Origin of the sequence: Bengtsoniella intestinalis (assembly GCF_039719005.1) — a bacterium.
Lineage (GTDB): Bacteria > Bacillota > Clostridia > Oscillospirales > Oscillospiraceae > Oscillibacter > Oscillibacter intestinalis.
Genome location: NZ_CP133584.1, coordinates 1810674 through 1831313, shown reverse-complemented (window position 1 = coordinate 1831313; position 20640 = coordinate 1810674). Strand labels below are relative to the sequence as shown.

Sequence of the window (20640 nt, the reverse complement as noted above, 5' to 3'; positions counted from 1 at the left end):
TCGTGAAAAAATCGTTTTTTGATTCTTTTTGTCGATACAAAAAGAATGCCCCACCGGCAGGTGACCCGTCCGGTAGGACGCCCCTGCGGCAGCAGACCGCCCTGTAGGGACAAAAACAACAATTCAGAGTGAATCGGAAAACGGACGCCCAATGGGCGCCCCTACGATGGGGTGGGGGGAACGCCCCACCGGCAGGTGACCGCCCCGTAGGGGCAAAAAAGCATCACTCGATTATGAAAACAAACACCAGCGGCATGAGATAAAGCCTCACACCGCTGGTGTTATTTTATAGGTTTGTATGGCGCAAAGCCTGAAACAGCAGTCCTGCCAAAAGACCTGTGACCGCACCTGTCGCCAGCGAAATCAACAGCAAAAAGGGCAGGTAATAGAGGGGGGCTGTGTTGCCTAAGGTAATCACGGCCGCCAAGATTTGACCGCAGTTGTGACCAGCCGCACCGCCTATAGACACCCCGTAGATGGACAGCTTGGGCAACCGTGAGAGCACAATCATCACGCACATTGCCACCAAACCGCCTAGCAGAGAATAGAGCAGCGCGTTTAAATTCCCAGCGAAAATACCCCCTAGCACACACCGTGCAATCAAAATCAGCAACGCTGGCTGGGCACCCAATGCGTACAGGGCGAATACAGTGACCAGATTGGCAAGCCCCAATTTCACCCCTGGCAGAGGGATGACCAACAGCAGTGGGAAGGCGCTTTCTACATATGAGAGCCCCAATGCCAAGGCGGTGAGCATACCGCATAGAGCGATTTGTTTGGTGTTTTTCATCCAATCACCACGTCAATCTCTGGGGCAGATGCCCCAGTGCCCAATAAACGGACACTCAGACGAGCAGGTAGGCAAACAATACTTTGGCCTGCTTGGGTGATGGTGCCTGTGTGGACACAGTCTTGGTCGGGACAGTCGGCGTGGGTCATGGTCACCGCCGTGGAGGAGAGTTCTAATTCTAATGTATAGCCCAAGGAGGTATAGGTGCGCTGGGTGGGATCATGCAAGCTGGACAGGGCAATGGTTTCCACCGTCTGCCCGTTAATGGCGATGACTGCTTCCAAATCGCCAGTGCCAGCGGCAGCTGTCTGCCAGAAAAAAATACCCACAGCCAGCGCCACAATCACCAGTGCCACCAGCCCATCCCATAGGGAGAGGGTTTGCTTAGGAGATGGGGTCATAGATGTAGCCCTCCTCCGCGATGAATGTGTCGTGGAGACCGCTAGAGACCACGGCGCGTCCATCTTCTGTCAGCAATATCATTTCAAAAGGGACCACGCCAGAACGCCAAAATGCAATGGCGGCCTCTTCCCCCATCACATACAGCGCCGTGGACAAAGCATCGCAAAGAGTGCCATCGTCAGGGGAGACAATGGTCACTGATAACAGGCCAGCGTTGGCACTATAGCCAGTGGAGGGATCGATGATGTGGTGATAGGTGACGCCGTTTTCTTCAAAAAATCGTTGATAGCCACCAGAGGTGACGGCAAAGCCAGTGTACATAGACAGCACCCCAGCGTAGCCGCTGAGGTTGTTGGGATCTTGCACCCCGATGCGCCACGGGTCACCGTCAGTGCGACCGCCCAAGACATACACATTGCCACCTAGAGACACCATGGCGTTGGAAATATTTTGCGCTGTGAAAATATCTGCCACCAGTTGGGCGGCATAGCCTTTGCCAATGCCACCAAGGTCGATGGCTTGTCCAGCGCCCAAGGTGACGGCGTTGCCGTCTATCACCACGCCTGTGTCATCCACCAGAGCCATGGCTTGGGACAAAACTGCCTCACTGGGCACCGCCATGGTGTCGGTGGTGAAGCCCCACACATCCATCACAGGGGCGATGGTGCAAGAAAAAGCGCCACCTGTCAAAGCCCCATAATTGATGGAGCGGCGCAACAGTTCCACCGCCGTGTCGCTCAAGGTGGAGGTGCCAGTTTGGTTTAGCAGGTAGATTTCACTGCCTTCGCGGGTGCGTGAGATTTGGGCTTCTAATGCCAGTAAATCTGCCTCCGCTTGGTCGATGGCGACTTGGGCATTGTCGCCATAGGCGGTTAAATTCATCACGGTGTCCATGGCGTACACCTCGGCTGTGGCAGAGGGAATGGCGGTGTCTTGGCTACAACCAGTTATAAAAAATAAAAGGATAAGCAGGTAAAATTTGGTTATTTTCATGGGTGGTACTCCCCTAAATGCGTTGTTTTTAATAGTATACCACGTTTAATACGGTTGTTTCAATGGTAAAATCATAAAAATAGTATGTTTGGTGTTGCTTTTTGTAAAACTATCTGTTATACTACTGTAGTATCTGAAATTCAAATTCACCTTATCGGAGGCTGTTTATATATGGCAAAGTCCAATGTTATTTCTAAGACCAAGCAAAAGGTTGATCAAGCTAATTATCGTGCAATGCGCTTCTTTGGTGGCGGTTGTTTGGCAGAAGCTTTTTTGCTGGTAATCCGTAATTATTATGTAACTGGCACCGCCAACCAAGTGGTGGCATGGGATGGATATATGTACCCCATGGCCATTGTGGGTGCGCTGGTGGCCATTTTGGGCTTGGCTGGTTTATTGACAAAAGGCAAAACCAATAGCGTGCATAAAGAAGTTAGCTTGTGGGTGCTTTGTGGCGGTGCATATGTGGCCGTGATTGGCGCGTTGGTGCGCACTTTGTACACCAGTTTGCTAACCCCCATGTTGGTTACTGTGCCTGTTGCGATGCTGTTGGGCATTTTGTGGTGCTTGTATTCTAGCGAATGTGCCATTGCTATTTCCACCGTGGGCGTGAGCTTGGTGGTGATTTGGATTGGTCGTAAAATTCTCTACCATTTAACGCTTGGCACCCTTGCCCATGTGGGGTTGGGTGTGTATGTGGTACTCTTGGCTGTGGTGGCATATGGCACCTATCAGCTGGCCTCTGGCAAGAAAAAGTGTAGCTGTGGCTTGGTGAAAGCCAAGTCCGATGTCCGTGGTATTTACATTGCTTGCGCTAGCTCTGCATTGGCTGTGGTTATCAATTTGATTTCTACTGTGGTTGGCTATTATGCCATTTGGCTGTTGATTGCTGTGGCCTTTGTTTTGGGTGTGTATTACACCGTGCGTGAATTATAAGATTGATTAAATCCACCGAACAGAAAATCTGTTCGGTGGATTTTTTACGGCAAAAAGGCAGAAAAATTCACAAAATAAAAGAGGTTTGTCCTTGGAATTTTTTATCACTAGGATGGAAAAATCCAGAAAATACAATTTATGTATAAATCAAAAAATTGCAATAAAATAGACTGAAAATACCTGAAAATCATAATGATTATTGAGAATTACGCCCTGTTCCTAAAAATTTGTTAGGTGTCAATAAATAATCAATGGTTGACCTTGGTTGAAAAAGAATGGAATATGGTGAAAACAGCTAAAAATAGCCTACTCTGAGCTGCAAAGATTTGAGATTTGGCTGTTGACAATTGATAAAAACTCGTGCATACTATTGAAAGTTTAAGCAAATGTGAAAGAGAAGACGAGGAGGAACCATGGAAAAAGCATATTTGGTGTTACAAGATGGGCAAGTGTTTGAAGGGCTGTCGTTCGGTGCCAGCATAGAAACAGTGGGTGAATTGGTGTTCACCACAGGCATGTGTGGCTATATCGAGACCTTGACCGATCCCAGCTATTATGGGCAAATTGTTATGCAAACCTATCCTTTGATGGGGAATTATGGCATCATTGAGGAGGACTTTGAAGGCGCTTGCTGTGTCAAAGGCTACGTGGTGCGTGAATTGTGTGACACTCCCTCCAACTTCCGCTGTGAGTATGATTTGAATACTTACTTAATCCAACAAAATATCCCCGGCATCTGTGGTGTGGACACCCGTGCCTTGACCCGTATCATCCGTGAACACGGGGTGATGAACGCCACCATCTGCAAGGAAATTCCTGCTGATTTGACGGTGGTGAAGCAGTACGCCATCGTGGGGGCTGTGGACGCAGTGACCTGCACCCAAAGCTCTATCCACGGCGCAGTGGGCGAGAGCAAATATCGCGTGGCTCTGCTGGATTACGGCGCAAAAGCCAACATCATCCGTGAATTGCAACTCCGCGGTTGCGACGTCACCGTCCTCTCTGGGAAAGCCAGCGCTGAAGAAGTGCTCGCCCTGAACCCAGACGGCATCATGCTGTCCAATGGCCCTGGGGACCCTGCGGAAAACGTGTACCAAATCGCCCAGATTGCCAAGTTTATGGGCAAGGTTCCCATGTTTGGTATCTGCCTTGGTCACCAACTCACCGCCTTGGCTATGGGTGGCAAAACCTATAAATTAAAGTATGGTCACCGCGGTGTGAACCAACCTGTGAAGGAAGTCTCTGGTCTGCGCACCTTCATCACCAGCCAAAACCATGGCTACGCCGTGGACGATAGCTCCATCACAAGAGGTGTGTCTAGCTACGTCAACGCCAACGACTTGACCTGCGAAGGCATGGATTATCCTGCTGACAATGCCTTCACCGTGCAATTCCATCCCGAAGCTTGCACTGGGCCAAAGGACACCAGCTTCTTATTTGAACGCTTCGTCAGCAATATGGAACAATATAAAACCAACATGGGAGGGAACCAATAATGCCATTAGATACATCCATCAAAAAAGTTTTGGTCATCGGTTCTGGCCCCATCGTCATCGGACAAGCCGCCGAGTTTGACTACGCTGGCGCACAGGCCTGCCGTGTGCTGAAAGAAGCAGGGGTCAATGTTGTTTTGTGCAACTCCAACCCTGCTACCATCATGACCGACCAAGCCATGGCTGACCAGATTTATCTGGAGCCCCTGACCACTGAAACCATCAAGCGGATTATCCGCAAAGAGCGTCCCGACAGCATTTTGGCAAGTCTGGGCGGTCAAACTGGCCTGACCCTTGCTATGCAACTGGACAAAGAAGGCTTCTTGGAACGGGAAGGCGTGCGCCTGCTGGGCACCTCTGCTGCCGCCATTTCTGAGGCAGAAGACCGCGACCTGTTCAAAAAGTGCATGGAGCGCATTGGCCAACCTTGCATCCCTTCTGACATTGCCGAAACCGTGGAACAAGCCTTGGCGGTTGCTGAGAAAATCGGCTATCCTGTCATTGTCCGTCCTGCCTTCACCTTGGGTGGCGGCGGCGGCGGTGCGGCGGCCAATGTGGAAGAATTGCGTGCCACTGCCAAGTCTGGCTTGGATGCCTCTCCCATCACTCAAATTCTGGTGGAAAAGGCAATTTTTGGCTGGAAAGAAATCGAATTTGAAACCATGCGTGACGCTGTGGGCAATGTGATTGCCGTCTGCTCCATGGAAAACTTTGACCCCGTTGGCGTCCACACTGGGGACTCCATCGTGGTGGCACCCACCCAAACCTTGGCAGACAAAGAGTATCAAATGCTCCGTACTGCTTCTCTGGACATCATCTCCCATCTGGGTATTGTGGGTGGCTGTAACTGCCAATTGGCGCTGAACCCCGATAGCTTTGAGTATGCGGTCATCGAAGTGAACCCCCGTGTGTCTCGCTCCTCTGCGTTGGCTTCCAAGGCCACTGGCTATCCCATTGCCAAGGTCACGGCTAAAATCGCACTGGGTTATACTTTGGACGAAATCCAAAACGATATTACCGGCAAAACCTGTGCCTGCTTTGAGCCTGCACTGGATTATATCGTGGTGAAAATGCCCAAGTGGCCCTTCGACAAATTTGTGGATGCGTCCCGTAAACTGGGCACCCAAATGAAGGCCACTGGCGAAGTGATGGCCATTGCCCCCAGCTTTGAAATGGCGCTGATGAAGTCTGTCCGTGGGGCTGAAATTTCCATGGATAGCCTCAACCGCAAGCACGAGGACGAGACCCCCATTTTGGAACGGCTCACCCGTGTGGACGACCATCGTCTGTTCACCGTGTTTGAAGCGTTGAAATCTGGCATCACCATGGAGCAAATCCATGACATCACCAAAATCGACATCTGGTTCTTGGCAAAACTGCAAAAGCTTTCCAAGTTTGAAGCCGCTTTGGCAACTGATGGCTTGAGCGCTGCGCTGTACGCCCAAGGCAAACAATTTGGCTACACCGATGCCACCATGTTGAAGCTCTCTGGCGCTGACGCTCTGCCTGTTGACACCGCACCTTCTGCTGTGTACAAAATGGTGGATACCTGCGCCGCTGAATTCGACGCACAAACCCCCTATTTCTACTCTAGCTTTGACAAATTCTGCGAATCTCGCACCTTCCCTCGCTCTGGCAAACCTGTGATGATGGTGCTGGGTTCTGGCCCCATCCGCATCGGGCAAGGCATTGAATTTGACTACTCCTCTGTCCACTGTGTGCGGACATTGAAGGAACTGGGCTACGAAGTGGTCATCGTCAACAACAACCCCGAAACCGTCTCCACCGACTATGACACCGCCGACCGTCTGTACTTTGAGCCCCTGTGCCCAGAGGACGTGATGCACATCATTGAAGTGGAAAAGCCTGAGGGTGTTGTGGTAGCCTTTGGTGGGCAAACCGCCATCAAATTGACCCAATTCTTAGACAACAAGGGCGTGAAAATTCTGGGCACCTCTGCCAAGTCCATCGACATGGCGGAAGACCGTGAACAATTTGATGCCCTGCTGGAACGCTTCGACATCAAGCGCCCCCGTGGTCGTGGTGTCACTGGTTTGGAAGAAGCACTGGATGCCGCCCGTGAACTGGGCTACCCTGTCCTGCTCCGTCCTTCCTACGTCATCGGCGGTCAAAACATGGTCATCGCCTATAACGACGACAACGTTCGCAACTACATGGACGTCATCCTCTCTGGTGGCATCGAAAACCCTGTCTTGGTTGACCAATATCTCCAAGGCCGTGAGCTGGAAGTGGATGTTATCTCCGACGGCAAAGACGTATTGATTCCCGGCATCATGCAACATATCGAGCGGACTGGTGTCCACAGCGGTGACTCCATGGCGGTGTATCCTCCCTTCTCCATTGGCGACAAAATGAAGGAAGTCATCATCGAATGCTCTGAAAAATTGGCGCTGTCCTTGGGCACCCAAGGTTTAATCAACATCCAATATCTCATCTACGAAGGCGAACTCTACGTCATCGAAGTCAACCCCCGTGCGTCTCGTACTGTGCCTTATATTTCTAAGGTGACTGGCGTGCCCATGGTGGATTTGGCCACCCGTGTCATGGTGGGGCAACCTTTGGCAGACTTGGGCTACGGCATTGGTTTGTACAAAACACCTCCTTATGTCACCGTGAAAGTCCCTGTGTTCTCCTTTGAAAAATTAAACGATGCCAACGCATCTCTGTCCCCTGAAATGAAGTCCACTGGGGAAGTGCTGGGCATTGGCAACAACTTCCAAGAAGCCATGTTCAAGGGTCTTTTATCCGCTGGCTACAAGCTGGATCGTGAGAAAAAGGGCGGCGTTTTGATTAGCGTCAACCACCGTGACCAACCAGAAGTGGTGGGCATTGCACGGAAACTGGACGACATGGGCTACAAGCTGTATGCCACCGAAGGCACCGCCATTGAAATTTCCCAACTGGGCACCGACGTAGAAATCGTGGGCAAACTGGGCAAGGACAACCGTGTGTTCACCCTGCTGGAAGAAGGCGCCATCGATTACGTGATTTTGACTGGCTCCACCGAACCTGACTACATCAAAGATTTCATCCGCTTGAACCGCCGTTGCGTCCAACTGGGCATCCCTTGCCTCACTTCTTTGGACACAGCCTCCACTTTGTGCGACATTTTGGCCTCTCGTTACACCCAAAAGAACACCGAACTGGTGAACATTTGTAACCTGCGTGAAAAGCGTCAAAAGCTGAAGTTTACCAAGATTCAAACTTGTGGCAACGACTACATCATCATGGAAAACTTCGACGGTGCCATCACCAGCCCTGAATCTGTCAGCGTTGGCCTGTGCCATCGTAACTTCGGGGTGGGTGCCGACGGCATTGTGCTGATTTCTGGCTCTGATAGCGCCGATGTGCGGATGGATATGTACAACAAAGATGGCTCTTTGGGCTATATGGCTGCCAATGCTATGCGTTGCGTGGCAAAGTATATTTATGACCGCAAAATGTGCAGTGAAGCCCATGTGGAACAAGGCTTGGTCACCATCGAAAACGCCTTGGGCGTTACCGATGTCCATGTCTACACCACCGCTGGTCGGGTCACCTCTGCCACCATGGTCATGGGCAAGGCATCCCTCAACATGGGTGCTATGACCACCTTTGACATGGATACCATTGTGGATTACCCCGTGGAAATTGGTGGCACAGAATATGCCATTACCTGCGTGGATTTGGGCAACCCCCACTGTGTGGTGGAATGCAATTTGGTGGACGGCGTGGACGTGGCTGGCATTGGCCCCATGTTCGAAAACGCACCGTATTTCCCACAACGGACTAACACCGAGTTCATCCGTGTGGTGAACCCTCACACCATTAAAATGCGTGTGTGGGAACGTGGCTCTGGGGAAACCTTGGCCTGCGGTACTGGCGCCTGCGCCGCCGTGGTGGCAGCCGTCACCAATGGCAAGTGCGAAAAAGACACCGACATCACCGTCAAGGTGGCAGGTGGCGACCTATTGGTGCGCTACTCTGGCGACAGTGTCAGCCTAACTGGCGATGCCAAGCAAGTGTTTGAAGGCTCTGCACGGTATTAAGAAATAGGAACATCCCCATGGGCTTTGCCCGTGGGGATGTTTTTTTGTTATCTTTCGATGAATTGTTTCCCACGCTTGTGGATGCTTGTCAGCAGGCCTTCTTTACTTCCGCCCCTTGTAGGGGCGGTTAATCTGTTACCCTGTGGGAGTTTTCTTTTGATAGACTTTTTCTCCACTCCCGTGGGGGCGCTTGCCGCGTGGGCTTTCTTTTCCCCACTCCCCTGTAGGGGCGCGCATTGCGCGCCCGTGGAAATCAATTGCAATTTGCTTCACCCTGTGGGATTTCTTTTTTGATAGACTTTTCCCACTCCGTGGGGGCGCTTGCCAGCGGGGCTTTCTTTTGTAGCGATACAAAAGAAACAAAAAATCTTGCACGTGGCAGATGACCACGCGTGGTCATCTGTCTCACGTACTCCCATTTTATACGGATGGTGGGTATGAGTGGGTGCGGTGGCGTTGGGGGGGTGCGCTGACCTGCGGTCAGCTTGATGTTGGGTGGTGCTGGCACCCTTGTAGGGGCGACCTGTGGTCGCCCGTCTTACCCAGCGCCACCAATCTACACCGCCCATCACAACCTAGGCACACCTAAGAAATGGCACCATCTCAACCGTATCTCCCCCACAGGGCGAAGCCCGAAAGGTCATGCAAAGTCAAATCAGGCCACTCGGTGCCGCTCAAACAACCCAGGTGCCCCAGTGATGAACCCCCGCATAAAGCCCCTTTTTTCACTCGACCGCAGTCGTCGTGAAAAAATCGTTTTTTGGTTTTTTTTTTCGACAAAAAAAGAATGCCCCACCGGCAGGTGACCGCCCCGTAGGGGCAAAAAAACAATTTAAAGTGAATCGGAAAACAGACGCCCAATGGGCGCCCCTACGATGGGGCGAGGGAATGCCCGTCTGGTAGCAGACCGCCCCGTAGGGGTAAAAAACAACGCTGTTACTCCAACAAATCTTCGTAGGAAATCTGCAACGCTTGCTTCAACGCCCGTAGTTCTTCTGGATACAGCCGTCGTTGTCCTACTTCCACTTTAGCAAGGGCGCTACGGGTAAAATCACAGCCTAATAGCTGTAACTTTGCGCATAGTCGGTCTTGGGTGTAGCCTTGTTGGGTACGGAGAGTTTTCACCCGTAAACCTAGAGTTCTGGTGAAATCTTCAGTCACAGTTATCAACCCCTTTGTCACATAAAAAACGCATCATAGGAGCACTGATAAATCACCTGTAAATGCCGTAAATCGCTAATTTTGATATTCAATTCTCCTGTTTCGTAGCGAGAATAGATGGGACGGGTGGTATCTGAGCCTAAAAGCTGTAACTTTGCCACCAAACGCTCTTGGGTATACCCATGGGCTTTGCGTAAGGCGCGCAAATTGCCACCAATGCTAGTATCTTGCCGTAATTTATCCATAAGACACCTACTTTGCTCAATATATTTTGCAATTTTCTTTATCTTATGCTATATTAGAAAGAAAATAGCTCAATATACTGAGCAAACTGGGGGGCTATGGATTATTTAGAGCAACTAGAGGCAGAACTGCCAAGGTTACGCAAAAAATGCTATCTTACATTGGATGGACAGTGGGAGGACATTCCCTAACAAACCAAACAGGCTGCCCTCTTGCAAAATGAGACAAAACCCAGTACAATGGTACAAACCAATGAAACATCACAGGGATCCCCTGTGTGCGTTGAAACCAAGGAGGATTTGTCTATGTTATCCAACCAAACCATACAGGCCTATGCCAAAATTCTAGAAGACGAACTGCAAGTGGCCATGGGATGTACCGAGCCCATTGCCGTGGCCTATGCCGCCGCCTATGGCCGTGAGCTGTTGGGCTGTGATCCAGAGCGTGTGGTGGCCCACTGTTCTGGCAATATCATTAAAAACGTCAAAGCCGTCACCGTCCCCCAGACTGGGGGCTTGAAAAGCATTGAAACCGCTGTGCTGGCTGGGATTCACGGTGGTGACGCCAGTCAAAAACTAGAGGTGATTGCCCAGCTTAGTGATGAAAACCGCGCCCAAATCCGTAAAGATTTAGATGCTGGCATCGTGACGGTGGAGCTGTTGGTGTCTTGCCATGCCCTCCATTTTATCATTGAACTTTTCGCTGGAGAGGACATGGTGTCGGTGGAAATTGTCAACAGCCACACCAACTTTGGCACCGTGTCTAAAAACGGAGAAATCCTCCACCAAGGCCTCACTTCTGCCACAGAAGGGGATGGGGAGGATTTAAGCTTTATGAAGCTTGCCGACATCATTGCCTTTACCAAAGAGGTGGATGTGGAGCTGATTCGCCAGCCTTTGGAACGGCAAATTGCCTGCAACACCGCCATTGCCCAAGCTGGGCTGACTGAGTCTTGGGGCGCCCGTGTGGGACAGACCTTGATGGCTGTGGGCGGTGACTCTGTGTTTAACCGAATGAAAGCCATGGCCGCCGCTGGCTCGGATGCCCGTATGAGTGGGTGCGCGTTGCCTGTGGTCATTAACTCTGGCAGTGGCAACCAAGGCATGACCGTGTCTTTGCCTGTGATTTCCTACGCCCAGTCCTTGGGCGTGAGCCATGAGGAGCTACTGCGTGCTTTGTGCATGGCAAACTTGACTGCCATTTACCAAAAGGGTAGCATCGGCAAGCTCTCTGCTTTTTGTGGCGTGGTCAGCGCCGCCACTGGGGCGGTGGCAGGCCTTGCCTATTTGGACAAGGTGAGCTATGAAGTGACCGCCATGGCCATCACCAACTCCCTTGCCAACATCGGTGGCATGGTCTGTGACGGTGCCAAGGCCAGCTGTGCTGGCAAAATCGCTTCCGCCGTGGAAAGTGCATTGTTGGGCTATGAGCTTGCCAAGCAACATGAAGGCTTCACCAGTGGGGAAGGCATCGTGGGGGATACAGTGGATGAAACCATTGCCAACATTGGCCGCATGGCCAGCCAAGGGATGCGTGAAACTGACGCTGAAATCTTGAAAATCATGATTGGTCAGTGATAGAAGTAATAGAAAAAAGCCAACGCGGTTGCGCTTGCGCCGCATAGCCCATACGCCACTGGGGCAAGATGGGTCCACAGCCGACGCACCACGGTGGTGCCAGTGCCTGTGTAGGTTTCGGCAACGCGCCGTGCTTCTTCTACTAAATCTTGAGACGATACGCCCTCGCCCACCGCACCGTTGCGAACGATGAAAATGGCCTGTTCAAAAAAATGTTGGTCAGCCACATCAATGACCACCACCCGCCGTGCAATGCCTTTTACCATGAAAAACCCTCCAAGTTCCTTGTGTTTGTAGGAATAGTATAGGCAAAAACAGGGGGATTATACAGTCAATGGGAAAAAGAGGTTGGGTTGTACCATGCCAGCGGAGCTGTGACACAATGCAGACCGCTTTGTGAAATATAACGATACAAGCGTAGGGAACGGTGTTGACCGTTCCCTACGCTTATATTGTTATTGTGGAAATTTCGGTTCGACTTACCCTCTTTTGGGCTTATTCCAAGGTCACAACCACCCAGTAGCTGTCTTGGTCTGCCCACTCTGTCACGGTGGGCTCTACACGCGCCATCAAGGCGGCAAACTGGTCAGCGCTTAGGCTGTAGGCAAAGCGCCCATCGTCTAACACGGTGGCTTGGAAACTGTCGAGGAAAGTGCCCACTTGGCTTTGTTGGTAGGGATAGACAGGGTCATCGCCAAACAATTCCTCTGCCACAGCCACCTCTGTCATGCCGCGGCTTTCCATGGCGGTTTCAGCCATAGACATCTCTGGCGCGGCGCTGTAGCTCATCGTTGTGGAGGTAGCATCGGCCACCGTGGTTTCTTGGCTGGGCAATAAATCGCTACCAACGTAGACCATCATCGCCAAGCAGGCCACTGCAGGCAAGGCAAATTGTTGCCAGCGATGATTTGTTTTCTTAGATTTTTTCGTGTTGCGAGGATGGTTTGCCACCTCTACCATCACCGATTGGGTGAAATTGTCGGGCAACATCACATCATCCACTGTGGGGAAATCGGCTTCAATGGCAAGAATGTCCGCCACATATTGAGCACATTCTGTGCAGGTTTTCAAGTGGTTTTCCACTAAAACCTGTTCTTCTGGAGACAAAACCCCATCAATATACCCGTCTAACAGGGCTGCTAAGGATGCACACGTATTCATTGGCAACCCTCCTTTTCTGATACTTTAGACGCACTGGAGGGCAAAAAGTTCCCTGATTCTTGCAAAAATTTTCGCAATTGCAAGCGTCCGCGGTTGATGCGCGATTTGACAGTGCCCACTTCTAGGTCGAGAATTTGGGCAATCTCGTCATAAGAGCGTTGGTGCATGGTACGCAGGAGGAGCACTTCGCGGTGCTGGTCAGATAGCCGGGCAAGGCCAGCGTCGATGGCGGTGCGTAGCTCAGATTGCTCTAAGGCTTGGTGGGGGGAGGGTGCGGTGTCGGGAATGTGCAACGGCGCGTCTGGGTTGTCGAAGGAGGCGCCCACGCGGTTTGCGTGGCGGCCTTCACGGCGGAGAAAATCGGTGCAAGCGTTGGCGGTGAGCCGATAAAGCCATGTGGAAAAAGAGGACTCTCCTTTGAAAAAGGGCAAACCTTGCCATGCGGCAATCAGCGCCTCTTGCGCCGCTTCTTGTGCGTCGTCAGGGTTGGTGCATCGTCGCAAGCACAGGGCATACACCTTTTGCTGATACAGCTCTAAGAGCTGCTCAAAGGCGGCTTGGTCGCCAGCTTTGGCCGCTGCAATCCATTGCTCTTGTTGTGTCATGTCAAATCACGCTTGATTCCTTTCGTCACAGCATAGACATCGTCCAAGGTGTTCATTTTCACAATTTGTTCTTTGTAATACCCAGAGTGGGGGATGCCTTTTAAGTACCAGCAATAATGGCGGCGCGCTTCTAGCACGGCCACTTTTTCCCCTTTTTGAGAGGCGGCGGCCATTTCAATTTGCCGCACCACCGTGTCGCAACGCTGGGCGAGGGGGGGCATCGATGGGATTTCCTTGCCTTCCAAGGCGGCCTTGGCTTGGGTGAAAATCCATGGGTTGCCGAAAATACCACGACCAATCATGGCCATGTCAGCCCCTGTTTGGTCTAAAATTCGCTTGGCATCTTCCCCCTTCCACACATCGCCGTTGGCGATGACGGGAATGGAGACGGCCTCTTTCACTTGGCGAATGCAGTTCCAGTCTGCTTGTCCAGAATACATTTGCGCCCGTGTCCGTCCGTGGACAGCCACGGCAGAGACGCCAGCATCTTCTAAGCCTTTGGCGAAGTCTACGCAGTTGCAGTTGCCCATGTCCCAGCCACGGCGAAACTTTGCCGTCACAGGGACCTTCACCGCATCCACTACGGCACGGACAATGTCAGCCGCCAATTGGGGCGTTTTCATCAGGGCAGAACCGTCGCCGTTATTGACGATTTTCCCCATGGGACAGCCCATATTGATGTCGATGATGGCAACATCCACTTTTTCCAGCACGATTTGTGCCGCCTCTGCCATGCAGGCAGGGTCCGAACCGAAAATTTGGACAGCGCTGGGGTGTTCACCGGGGAATTGTTCCAACAGGGATAGGGTTTTTCTATCTTGGAAGCACAGAGCCTTGGAAGAAATCAACTCTGTGATGGTATAGCCAGCCCCTTGTTCGGCGCAGATTTGCCGAAAGGCCATGTCGGTGACCCCTGCCATAGGTGCCAGCGCCAGCTTTGAATCAATGCTTACATTGCCGATTTGCATAGTTAAGATACCTCGTAAATGGGTGCACAGCACCAGTTTTTCCTCATTGTACCACGGTTTTGTGGAAAAGTCCACCAATGGCAGTGGGGTGGGAGAAAAGTTCACAGTTCGCCAGATTGTGTTTTCCACAGCAATTCACAAAATTTTCCACACTCGCCTTGGTGCGACGAATTTTTCCACAGGGCGTCTGTTACCATAGGTGGAGAATTTAGAGTTGGACAAGGAGGGGTTGTGTGGAACGACAACAATCGCGGATGGAACGGTGGCAGGTGCCCATGGGATGCGCCATGCGGTGCGCCCTTACCTTTGGGTTGGTGGCCTATCGGATGGGAGATGGCTATGCGCCTTTGGCCTTGGGAGCGGTGGCGGCTTCAGGCCAAGGGGGCGGTGGCTTATGGGCGTTGGTGGGCTTGGTGCTAGGGGCCATGCTGTGGATGGATTTTGCCACGGCCTTACCCTGTGTTGCCGTGGGTATTTTGTTTTATTGCATGGTCTCGGCACTGGGGGATTTTAAGTGGATGGCGAAGACGTTGCCACTGCCCATGATGAGCATGGCCACCTTTTTTGCTGTCAATGGTATTTACTTAATTCAATCCCTATCCCCCAATGTGGCATGGGGGCTGTGCCTGTGTGCCACTGCAGTGGTGGGGGTGACAGTGGGGCTGTTGCGCCCTATTTTAGATGGGGATAATCCTAGCTTTAGCCCCCACAGCCTGCTGTATTTGGGGATTTGTCTGTGTTTGGCTGGCAGTGTGCTCACGGTGAGCGGGTTGTCGGTGGGGCGTATGTTTTTGGGGGCCTTGGTGCTGTATACCGCGTGCCAACGGGGATGTTCCCACGGCGGTACAGTGGGTTTGCTCTCAGGGTTGCTGGCGGATTTGATTGCCCAAAGTGGTGGGCTGGTGTTTTCTGCCGCCTATGGATTGGGGGGCATGGCAGGGGGCTATTTGGTGGCCTATGGGCGGATTGTGGCAGGCTTGGGCTACAGCGTGGCGGTGTTTTTTGCCGCATTGACTTTGTCTCAAGGGTCAGGGGCTGTGGTGGCGCTAGAAGCGTTGGGTGCCATGGCGCTGTATTGGTGCATTCCCCAGCGTTTGCTTGGGGGAAAACGGGTGCAACCGCCTGTGTCTGCCCAAACCAATGCCACTGTGGAACGACTGCGGAGCCAATTGAACAAAACCGCTACGGCCTTGCGTGATTTGTATGAAAGCATGGCGCGCAACACCATGGCGGTGCAAGAGGAAAACCCCAGCGTGGTGTTTGACCGCGCCACGGAGCAGGTGTGTCGCAGCTGCACCATTTGCACCCAGTGTTGGCAAAAAGACTACGCCACCACCCACAATGCCTTTAACGATGCGACCCCTTTTCTCTTGGAGCGGGGACGGGTGCTGGCCAAGGATTTTTCGCCCCAATTTTCCAATCGGTGCATTCACTTTCCCCAGCTGCTACAGACGCTGAACGCAGAGCTATCGGCCTATCTGTTGCGCAAGCAATATCGCCGCGAAATTGAGGAGACACGGCGCAGTGCCCGTGGACAATATGCCCAGTTATCAGATTTGCTCACCGCCACCGCCGCAGGCTTGGGTAGCGTGCAACCAGCCATGGCCAGCAACAAGGGCTATGGAGTGGGGGCGGTCTTGCGCCCCAAAGACGGAGAAACCTTATGCGGCGACACTATCGATGGGTTTGAAACAGACGATGGCACCTTGTGTCTATTGCTCTGCGACGGCATGGGTTGTGGCGGTGATGCCCAGAAGGAATCGGCGCTGATGGTGCGCTTGTTACGGCAGTTTTTGCAAGGGGGGATTACGCCAGAAGCGGCGCTGAAAACCCTCCATGCGGCCATGGCACTCCGTGCCAGTGCCAGCGGTGGGTTTTCCACCGTGGATTTGCTCATCTGCCACCCAGACAGTGGACAGGCCACGCTGTATAAATGCGGTGGCGCCCCCAGTTATGTGAAAAAAGGAGGGGTGGTGCGCCGTATCACAGGCCACACATTGCCCATGGGCATGGGGCAGACAGCCACAGACATGACTCAATTGCAGGTGGAAGAACACAGTTTTGTGGTGCTCCTCAGTGACGGTATCAGCGATGGGGTGGAAGATGAATGGCTCCAAAATTTACTGGCTGGTTGGGAGGGGACAAACCCTCAAACCCTAGCCAATTTAATCTTGACCCACAGCCAACTCCACCAAGGGAGCAGTGACGATGGTGCGGTGCAAGTGCTCTACCGAGAGGGGGTGCGGGCACGGGCGGTGTGACCAGACGGGGGAATGGGCAAGGGCTTGACCCTGTTTTTGGTGCATTGACTTTGGGATTCTGAGTTGCTATAATGGTAAAATATAGTAACGGCAATCTAATCCTAGAGAGATAGATGGGGGTAGTGTTTTGAAACGATATTATTTGATAGCCTGTGAGATTATGCGAGAAGAAGTGGCTGTATGTTGTGAGAACATCGACACCTTGGTGGATGTAAAACTCATGTCGGGTGACCTTCATGAATGGAAAACCCCTGAGATGCAAAGCGCCTTGCAAGCAGAGATTGACAGCATTGATACCACAAAATACGATGCCATTTTATTGGGCTATGGCCTCTGTAGCAACGGCATTGAAACCCTATCCGCCCCCATCCCTCTTGTTGTGCCAAAGGTGCACGACTGTATTGCCTTGTTTATGGGGTCTCATCAGCGGTATCAAACTTATTTTGACAACAACGGAGGCACCTTTTATCAATCCCCCGGTTGGCTAGAAAAAGACATCGATGGGGACAATGCCTTAAAAACCACGGCGCAAGCCTTGGGTTTGTTGAAAAATAAAGAAGAGTATATCCAAAAATACGGTGAAAAACGTGGCACATACTTATACGAGGCGCTGGGTGGCTGGGAAAGCCATTACCAACAGGTGACGTACATAGACACCGTGACGAAAAATGCTGACTATTATAAAGAAAGCACCAAAAAAATGGCGGAGCGCCACCAGTGGAAGTATGATGAAATCCCCGGAGACACAAGGCTGATTTTTCAGCTTTTAAACGGGGCGTGGAATCCAGAGGAATTTTTGATTGTGCCACCCAATCAAAAAATCATTCCCTCTTATGATGAGGAGATTATCGCATATCAAGATGCTTAAAAACAAAGCGTGAACACCCGTGGGCATTGTTGCGCCCATGGGTGTTCACGTTTTTTAGCATTGCTTGTGCCAATAAAAAAACGTGTCCCAGAGAAGCGACGCCCTGGCCGCTTCTCTGGGACACGTTGTAATGTAATGCTTATTTATAACCGATTTTTTTCTTGAAGTTTTCAACAGAAGGGATAGTGATATCCAGCAATTCTGCAATCTTAAACTTGGCTTCCATACCCATAGAAGCGCCGCTACGATCCAAAACAGTGCCGATGTCCAGAGATTCTCTGATCTCCTTCATAGCAGCAGAGTCCGACAGATCGAGAACGCTACAATGCAGTTTGGCAGCAACATATTCTTTGGCTTCTTGGATCTTCATGCCCTTCATAACCATACGAGCGACCAAGTCACCAGCAGTACGCATACCGCCCAGACCTGCAGCCATTTCGTGCATGACAGCCATACCAAATGCGTCACCATGACCAATCTACAACCCGTCAGCCTTACCGACTTCCAGCATAGCCTTAGCAGCTCTTGTAGTTGCGTCAGTGGGGGAAGTGTTGGTCAGGGGGATACCGCCAACGCCCATGCCCACGTTGGGAAGAACGGGGATGGAGGAAGTCTTGGTGGACATTCTCACATAGGTCAAAGAACGAGCCAAGTTCCAAGCAAAGGACTTGCTGCTGTTGGTGTTGACCACGCAACCGAAGGTGTTAGCACCAGCGGCAATAACAGCTTGGGTTTGTTGAGCGGGGAAGTTACCAGCCAAACGTTGACCGTGGAACTTCAAACGACCGTGCATACCCAGGGTAAATTCGTTGGCCATACCCATGGCGATGCTGGTGTTGGGATAATGTTCTCTGACGTATTCAGCAGCTTTCAAAGCGGCCAGCAAGTCGGCATCACCACTGGCACCGCAGGTGTCAAATTGGATACCGTCAGCACCGGCTTCTGCCATAGCGGAAGCAATGAAGATCATATCTTTCACTGCGTGTTCCACAGCTTCCTCCTGTGCCAATTGTGCTTCTTTGATTTTGCCGTTGGGTAACAATTCAGACCAGTTGGCAATGGGGCCATCAGGTTGGGTGTATTGACCCACGTTTGGCATAGCGCCATAATAGATGGGCATGATACAGTTGTTTTGAGAGAACTCCATGGTCATGGCTTCTTCTTGCACAAAGTTCTTGATGCTCTTATAGCTGTAGTCAGTGGTGCAAAGTTCCATGGTGTCAGAGCAGAGCACGCGTTCGTGAATCATCAAAGTGGTCATTCTGTCCACGGGGATGCCAGCACGAACGGGAAGCTTCAGAGTACCAGCATCAAAGGTAGTAATACCTTCGAAACCTCGTCTTACGCTTACATTCTTTTCAGGCATGGTCAAAATTTCCATCAGTTGACCGATTTCGTCATCGGTGAGGGGATCGGATTTGCCTTTTTTCATGGCGTCTTCCATACCGGCCATTACATCAGCTTTGATTTCGTCATAAGTCATCTCAACTGCTGCGCCGTCACCCATGCGGGTAAAGTATTTTTTGTTGTCCATTACTTGCTTTCCTTTCTGAAAATTGAAACACGTATTTCATTTGATGCAATATTTATAAAAAAATCACAATAACCCATTTCGAATTATGAGCTACTGTAATACTCCTTTGCATCACTGTGTATAAACTTATACTAAACGTGCCTATAGCATAAGTATAGAAGAAATTACCTATTCAAGCAATGTGCGCAAACATATTTATTTGTGTGCTGTGGCATATTATTTACAAGAAACAGCAGATTTTGTATGTTTTTGGGTTCTGTGGCCTTGCGTCTTGTATTTTACAAGTATTGGAAATAAAAAAATCATTGGCATTTCCAGTAAATTGATGTTAGAATACAGACAAAGCTTTCTGCAGGGGCAGTGGCTAATTTTGATAAGGCGGTAAGCATATGTTAGAGCTGAGTCTCATCATTGAAAAAGTAGAGCGAACCATTCATACAAAATTAAATTTATTGGCTGGTGAAAACGGCCTATCCAATCCCATTTCATGGGCACATATTGTGGAGACAAAAGAATCTTGTCCGTTTTTATCGGGGAAGGAATTGGCGCTGATTACAGGGGCTGGGTTAAAGCCCTCGTTCACGCTGCTTCAAATGATTGAGTCTTTGCAACAGCATCATGTTTCGGCTGTTATTTTGTTCCCAGGCCCTTATATCGAAGAAATACCGCAAAATGTGTTGGCGTATTGTGACGCCCATAACGTGCCGTTATTCTCCCTGCCATGGCAGCTTCATATGGAAGATATTATCCGCGTCATCACCTATGCCATTATGCGTCAAGAAGACACGTCTCAAAAGGTGGCGTCTGCGTTTTACAACGCCATTGTGAATCCAGAAGAAGAGAGCGCCTATTTGCATACATTGACCCAGAATGGCTTTCACAAGGAAGACAATTATGCCATCTGCCAAGTGAAATTTCACAGTGAGTATAACTTGGTGGCGACGAGCCAAACGCTAGAAACAATGGCTGGCAACCTGCAAGGGCAGATGGCGCAGCGTGGGTTTGGCAATTTGTCCATATACGTTGCAGGGCAAAAAATGTTGATACTGCTGTGCAACTACCCCGCAGAACAACTGGAGACATTTGCAAAGAATTTGTTTTTACAAGTGCAATCTATTTTAAAAAGTGCAACCGCGTTTTCATTGGGGGTTGGGCAGACGATACAGGGGTTGAACAACATCAGCAAAAGCTATCAGCAAGCCACGGTGGCGCAACGCCTGCAACAAGATGGACAAGGGCGCGGTTTTGTATTTTCGTATAGCGAGATGGGTTTGCATCATTTGCTCTCTGGTATAGACAATTATGACCGGCAAAAAGAGTTTTATACCAACACGTTATATCCATTAGAAATCTATGACCGCACCAATCATGGGGATTTAATTCCCACCTTAGCAGCCTATTTCGATCACAATGGCAGCGTGTTGCAAGCGGCAGCACAATTGCACGTGCATCGCAACACTGTGAATCAAAAACTGGAAAAAATTTCTGCATTGCTAGAGATGCCCTTATCTAGCTGGGAAGTGCGAGCGCAACTCATTGTTGCATTAAAGATTAAAAATCTGTTGTAATATTTTTGAAAAATTATGACAAATAGACTAT

General features: G+C 50.8%; 16 protein-coding genes and 1 pseudogene. 7 read left to right on the top strand and 10 right to left on the bottom strand.

The window, feature by feature from the left end:
- Positions 1–286 precede the first annotated feature (286 nt).
- The 3 genes from RFF05_RS08860 to RFF05_RS08850 are packed head-to-tail and all read right to left on the bottom strand — an operon-like array spanning position 287 to position 2185.
- Positions 287–790 carry a Gx transporter family protein gene (locus RFF05_RS08860; protein WP_409969985.1) on the bottom strand — a complete coding sequence of 168 codons (504 nt, stop codon included), beginning with the start codon at positions 788–790 and terminating at the stop codon, positions 287–289.
- Positions 787–1191: a NusG domain II-containing protein gene (locus tag RFF05_RS08855; protein ID WP_409969984.1), complete on the bottom strand. Its 405-nt coding sequence runs from the start codon at positions 1189–1191 to the stop codon at positions 787–789. Before RFF05_RS08855 ends, RFF05_RS08860 begins: the two co-directional genes overlap by 4 nt.
- A complete protein-coding gene (locus RFF05_RS08850) occupies positions 1175–2185 on the bottom strand; it encodes an FAD:protein FMN transferase (RefSeq protein ID WP_409969983.1) in 1011 nt (336 codons plus the stop codon). The genes RFF05_RS08855 and RFF05_RS08850 overlap by 17 nt, the downstream gene beginning before the upstream one ends.
- A gap of 171 nt (positions 2186–2356) precedes the next feature.
- Between RFF05_RS08850 and RFF05_RS08845 the strand changes: the two genes are divergently transcribed.
- The 3 genes from RFF05_RS08845 (at position 2357) to carB (ending at position 8663) form a co-directional block, all read left to right on the top strand.
- Positions 2357–3121 carry a hypothetical protein gene (locus tag RFF05_RS08845; protein WP_409969982.1) on the top strand — a complete coding sequence of 255 codons (765 nt, stop codon included), beginning with the start codon at positions 2357–2359 and terminating at the stop codon, positions 3119–3121.
- A gap of 413 nt (positions 3122–3534) precedes the next feature.
- On the top strand, positions 3535–4617 hold the full coding sequence (locus RFF05_RS08840) for a carbamoyl phosphate synthase small subunit (RefSeq protein WP_409969981.1): 1083 nt from the start codon (positions 3535–3537) through the stop codon (positions 4615–4617).
- Entirely contained in the window at positions 4617–8663 is a 4047-nt protein-coding gene (carB, locus tag RFF05_RS08835; RefSeq protein WP_409969980.1) for a carbamoyl-phosphate synthase large subunit, read from the top strand. The genes RFF05_RS08840 and carB overlap by 1 nt, the downstream gene beginning before the upstream one ends.
- A gap of 936 nt (positions 8664–9599) precedes the next feature.
- Here the strand turns inward: carB and RFF05_RS08830 are convergent.
- Together RFF05_RS08830 and RFF05_RS08825 are read right to left on the bottom strand one after the other, a co-directional pair.
- Positions 9600–9824, bottom strand: a complete 225-nt coding sequence (locus RFF05_RS08830; RefSeq protein WP_409969979.1) for a helix-turn-helix domain-containing protein — start codon at positions 9822–9824, stop codon at positions 9600–9602.
- Between the two features lie 17 nt (positions 9825–9841).
- Entirely contained in the window at positions 9842–10069 is a 228-nt protein-coding gene (locus RFF05_RS08825; RefSeq protein WP_409969978.1) for a helix-turn-helix domain-containing protein, read from the bottom strand.
- A 303-nt stretch (positions 10070–10372) separates the two neighbouring features.
- On the opposite strand from RFF05_RS08825, the gene RFF05_RS08820 reads away from it, so the two are divergent.
- Positions 10373–11644 carry a serine dehydratase subunit alpha family protein gene (locus RFF05_RS08820; RefSeq protein ID WP_409969977.1) on the top strand — a complete coding sequence of 424 codons (1272 nt, stop codon included), beginning with the start codon at positions 10373–10375 and terminating at the stop codon, positions 11642–11644.
- Here RFF05_RS08820 and RFF05_RS08815 read toward each other — a convergent pair.
- The 4 genes from RFF05_RS08815 to dusB all read right to left on the bottom strand — a co-directional run bounded on the left by RFF05_RS08815 (position 11638) and on the right by dusB (position 14378).
- Complete coding sequence (locus tag RFF05_RS08815) at positions 11638–11910, bottom strand: hypothetical protein (RefSeq protein ID WP_409969976.1); 273 nt, start codon at positions 11908–11910, stop codon at positions 11638–11640. The two genes, RFF05_RS08820 and RFF05_RS08815, sit on opposite strands and share 7 nt — an antisense overlap.
- 229 nt (positions 11911–12139) lie before the next feature.
- Positions 12140–12805, bottom strand: coding sequence for an anti-sigma factor family protein (locus RFF05_RS08810; RefSeq protein ID WP_409969975.1), 666 nt, complete (start codon positions 12803–12805; stop codon positions 12140–12142).
- Positions 12802–13410 carry an RNA polymerase sigma factor gene (locus RFF05_RS08805; protein ID WP_409969974.1) on the bottom strand — a complete coding sequence of 203 codons (609 nt, stop codon included), beginning with the start codon at positions 13408–13410 and terminating at the stop codon, positions 12802–12804. The genes RFF05_RS08810 and RFF05_RS08805 overlap by 4 nt, the downstream gene beginning before the upstream one ends.
- Positions 13407–14378, bottom strand: a complete 972-nt coding sequence (gene dusB / locus RFF05_RS08800; protein ID WP_409970097.1) for a tRNA dihydrouridine synthase DusB — start codon at positions 14376–14378, stop codon at positions 13407–13409. The genes RFF05_RS08805 and dusB overlap by 4 nt, the downstream gene beginning before the upstream one ends.
- A gap of 233 nt (positions 14379–14611) precedes the next feature.
- Here dusB and RFF05_RS08795 point away from each other — a divergent pair, with 233 nt between their 5' ends.
- Both RFF05_RS08795 and RFF05_RS08790 read left to right on the top strand, forming a co-directional pair.
- Positions 14612–16639, top strand: a complete 2028-nt coding sequence (locus tag RFF05_RS08795; protein WP_409969973.1) for a SpoIIE family protein phosphatase — start codon at positions 14612–14614, stop codon at positions 16637–16639.
- A 127-nt stretch (positions 16640–16766) separates the two neighbouring features.
- Entirely contained in the window at positions 16767–17507 is a 741-nt protein-coding gene (locus tag RFF05_RS08790) for a DUF1638 domain-containing protein (RefSeq protein WP_409969972.1), read from the top strand.
- Between the two features lie 139 nt (positions 17508–17646).
- Here the strand turns inward: RFF05_RS08790 and mtbB are convergent.
- A pseudogene (mtbB, locus tag RFF05_RS08785) lies at positions 17647–19041 on the bottom strand ([dimethylamine--corrinoid protein] Co-methyltransferase).
- 389 nt (positions 19042–19430) lie between these two features.
- On the opposite strand from mtbB, the gene RFF05_RS08780 reads away from it, so the two are divergent.
- Entirely contained in the window at positions 19431–20609 is a 1179-nt protein-coding gene (locus RFF05_RS08780) for a PucR family transcriptional regulator (protein WP_409969971.1), read from the top strand.
- Positions 20610–20640 lie beyond the last annotated feature (31 nt).

Excerpts from the sequence above, each read along its gene's own strand:
- RFF05_RS08780 (WP_409969971.1), top strand. The coding sequence starts at position 19,431 with ATGTTAGAGCTGAGTCTCATCATTGAAAAAGTAGAGCGAACCATTCAT.
- RFF05_RS08815 (WP_409969976.1), bottom strand. The coding sequence starts at position 11,910 with ATGGTAAAAGGCATTGCACGGCGGGTGGTGGTCATTGATGTGGCTGAC.
- carB (WP_409969980.1), top strand. The coding sequence starts at position 4,617 with ATGCCATTAGATACATCCATCAAAAAAGTTTTGGTCATCGGTTCTGGC.
- RFF05_RS08855 (WP_409969984.1), bottom strand. The coding sequence starts at position 1,191 with ATGACCCCATCTCCTAAGCAAACCCTCTCCCTATGGGATGGGCTGGTG.
- dusB (WP_409970097.1), bottom strand. The coding sequence starts at position 14,378 with ATGCAAATCGGCAATGTAAGCATTGATTCAAAGCTGGCGCTGGCACCT.
- RFF05_RS08825 (WP_409969978.1), bottom strand. The coding sequence starts at position 10,069 with ATGGATAAATTACGGCAAGATACTAGCATTGGTGGCAATTTGCGCGCC.
- RFF05_RS08860 (WP_409969985.1), bottom strand. The coding sequence starts at position 790 with ATGAAAAACACCAAACAAATCGCTCTATGCGGTATGCTCACCGCCTTG.
- RFF05_RS08810 (WP_409969975.1), bottom strand. The coding sequence starts at position 12,805 with ATGAATACGTGTGCATCCTTAGCAGCCCTGTTAGACGGGTATATTGAT.
- RFF05_RS08840 (WP_409969981.1), top strand. The coding sequence starts at position 3,535 with ATGGAAAAAGCATATTTGGTGTTACAAGATGGGCAAGTGTTTGAAGGG.
- RFF05_RS08820 (WP_409969977.1), top strand. The coding sequence starts at position 10,373 with ATGTTATCCAACCAAACCATACAGGCCTATGCCAAAATTCTAGAAGAC.
- RFF05_RS08845 (WP_409969982.1), top strand. The coding sequence starts at position 2,357 with ATGGCAAAGTCCAATGTTATTTCTAAGACCAAGCAAAAGGTTGATCAA.
- RFF05_RS08805 (WP_409969974.1), bottom strand. The coding sequence starts at position 13,410 with ATGACACAACAAGAGCAATGGATTGCAGCGGCCAAAGCTGGCGACCAA.
- RFF05_RS08850 (WP_409969983.1), bottom strand. The coding sequence starts at position 2,185 with ATGAAAATAACCAAATTTTACCTGCTTATCCTTTTATTTTTTATAACT.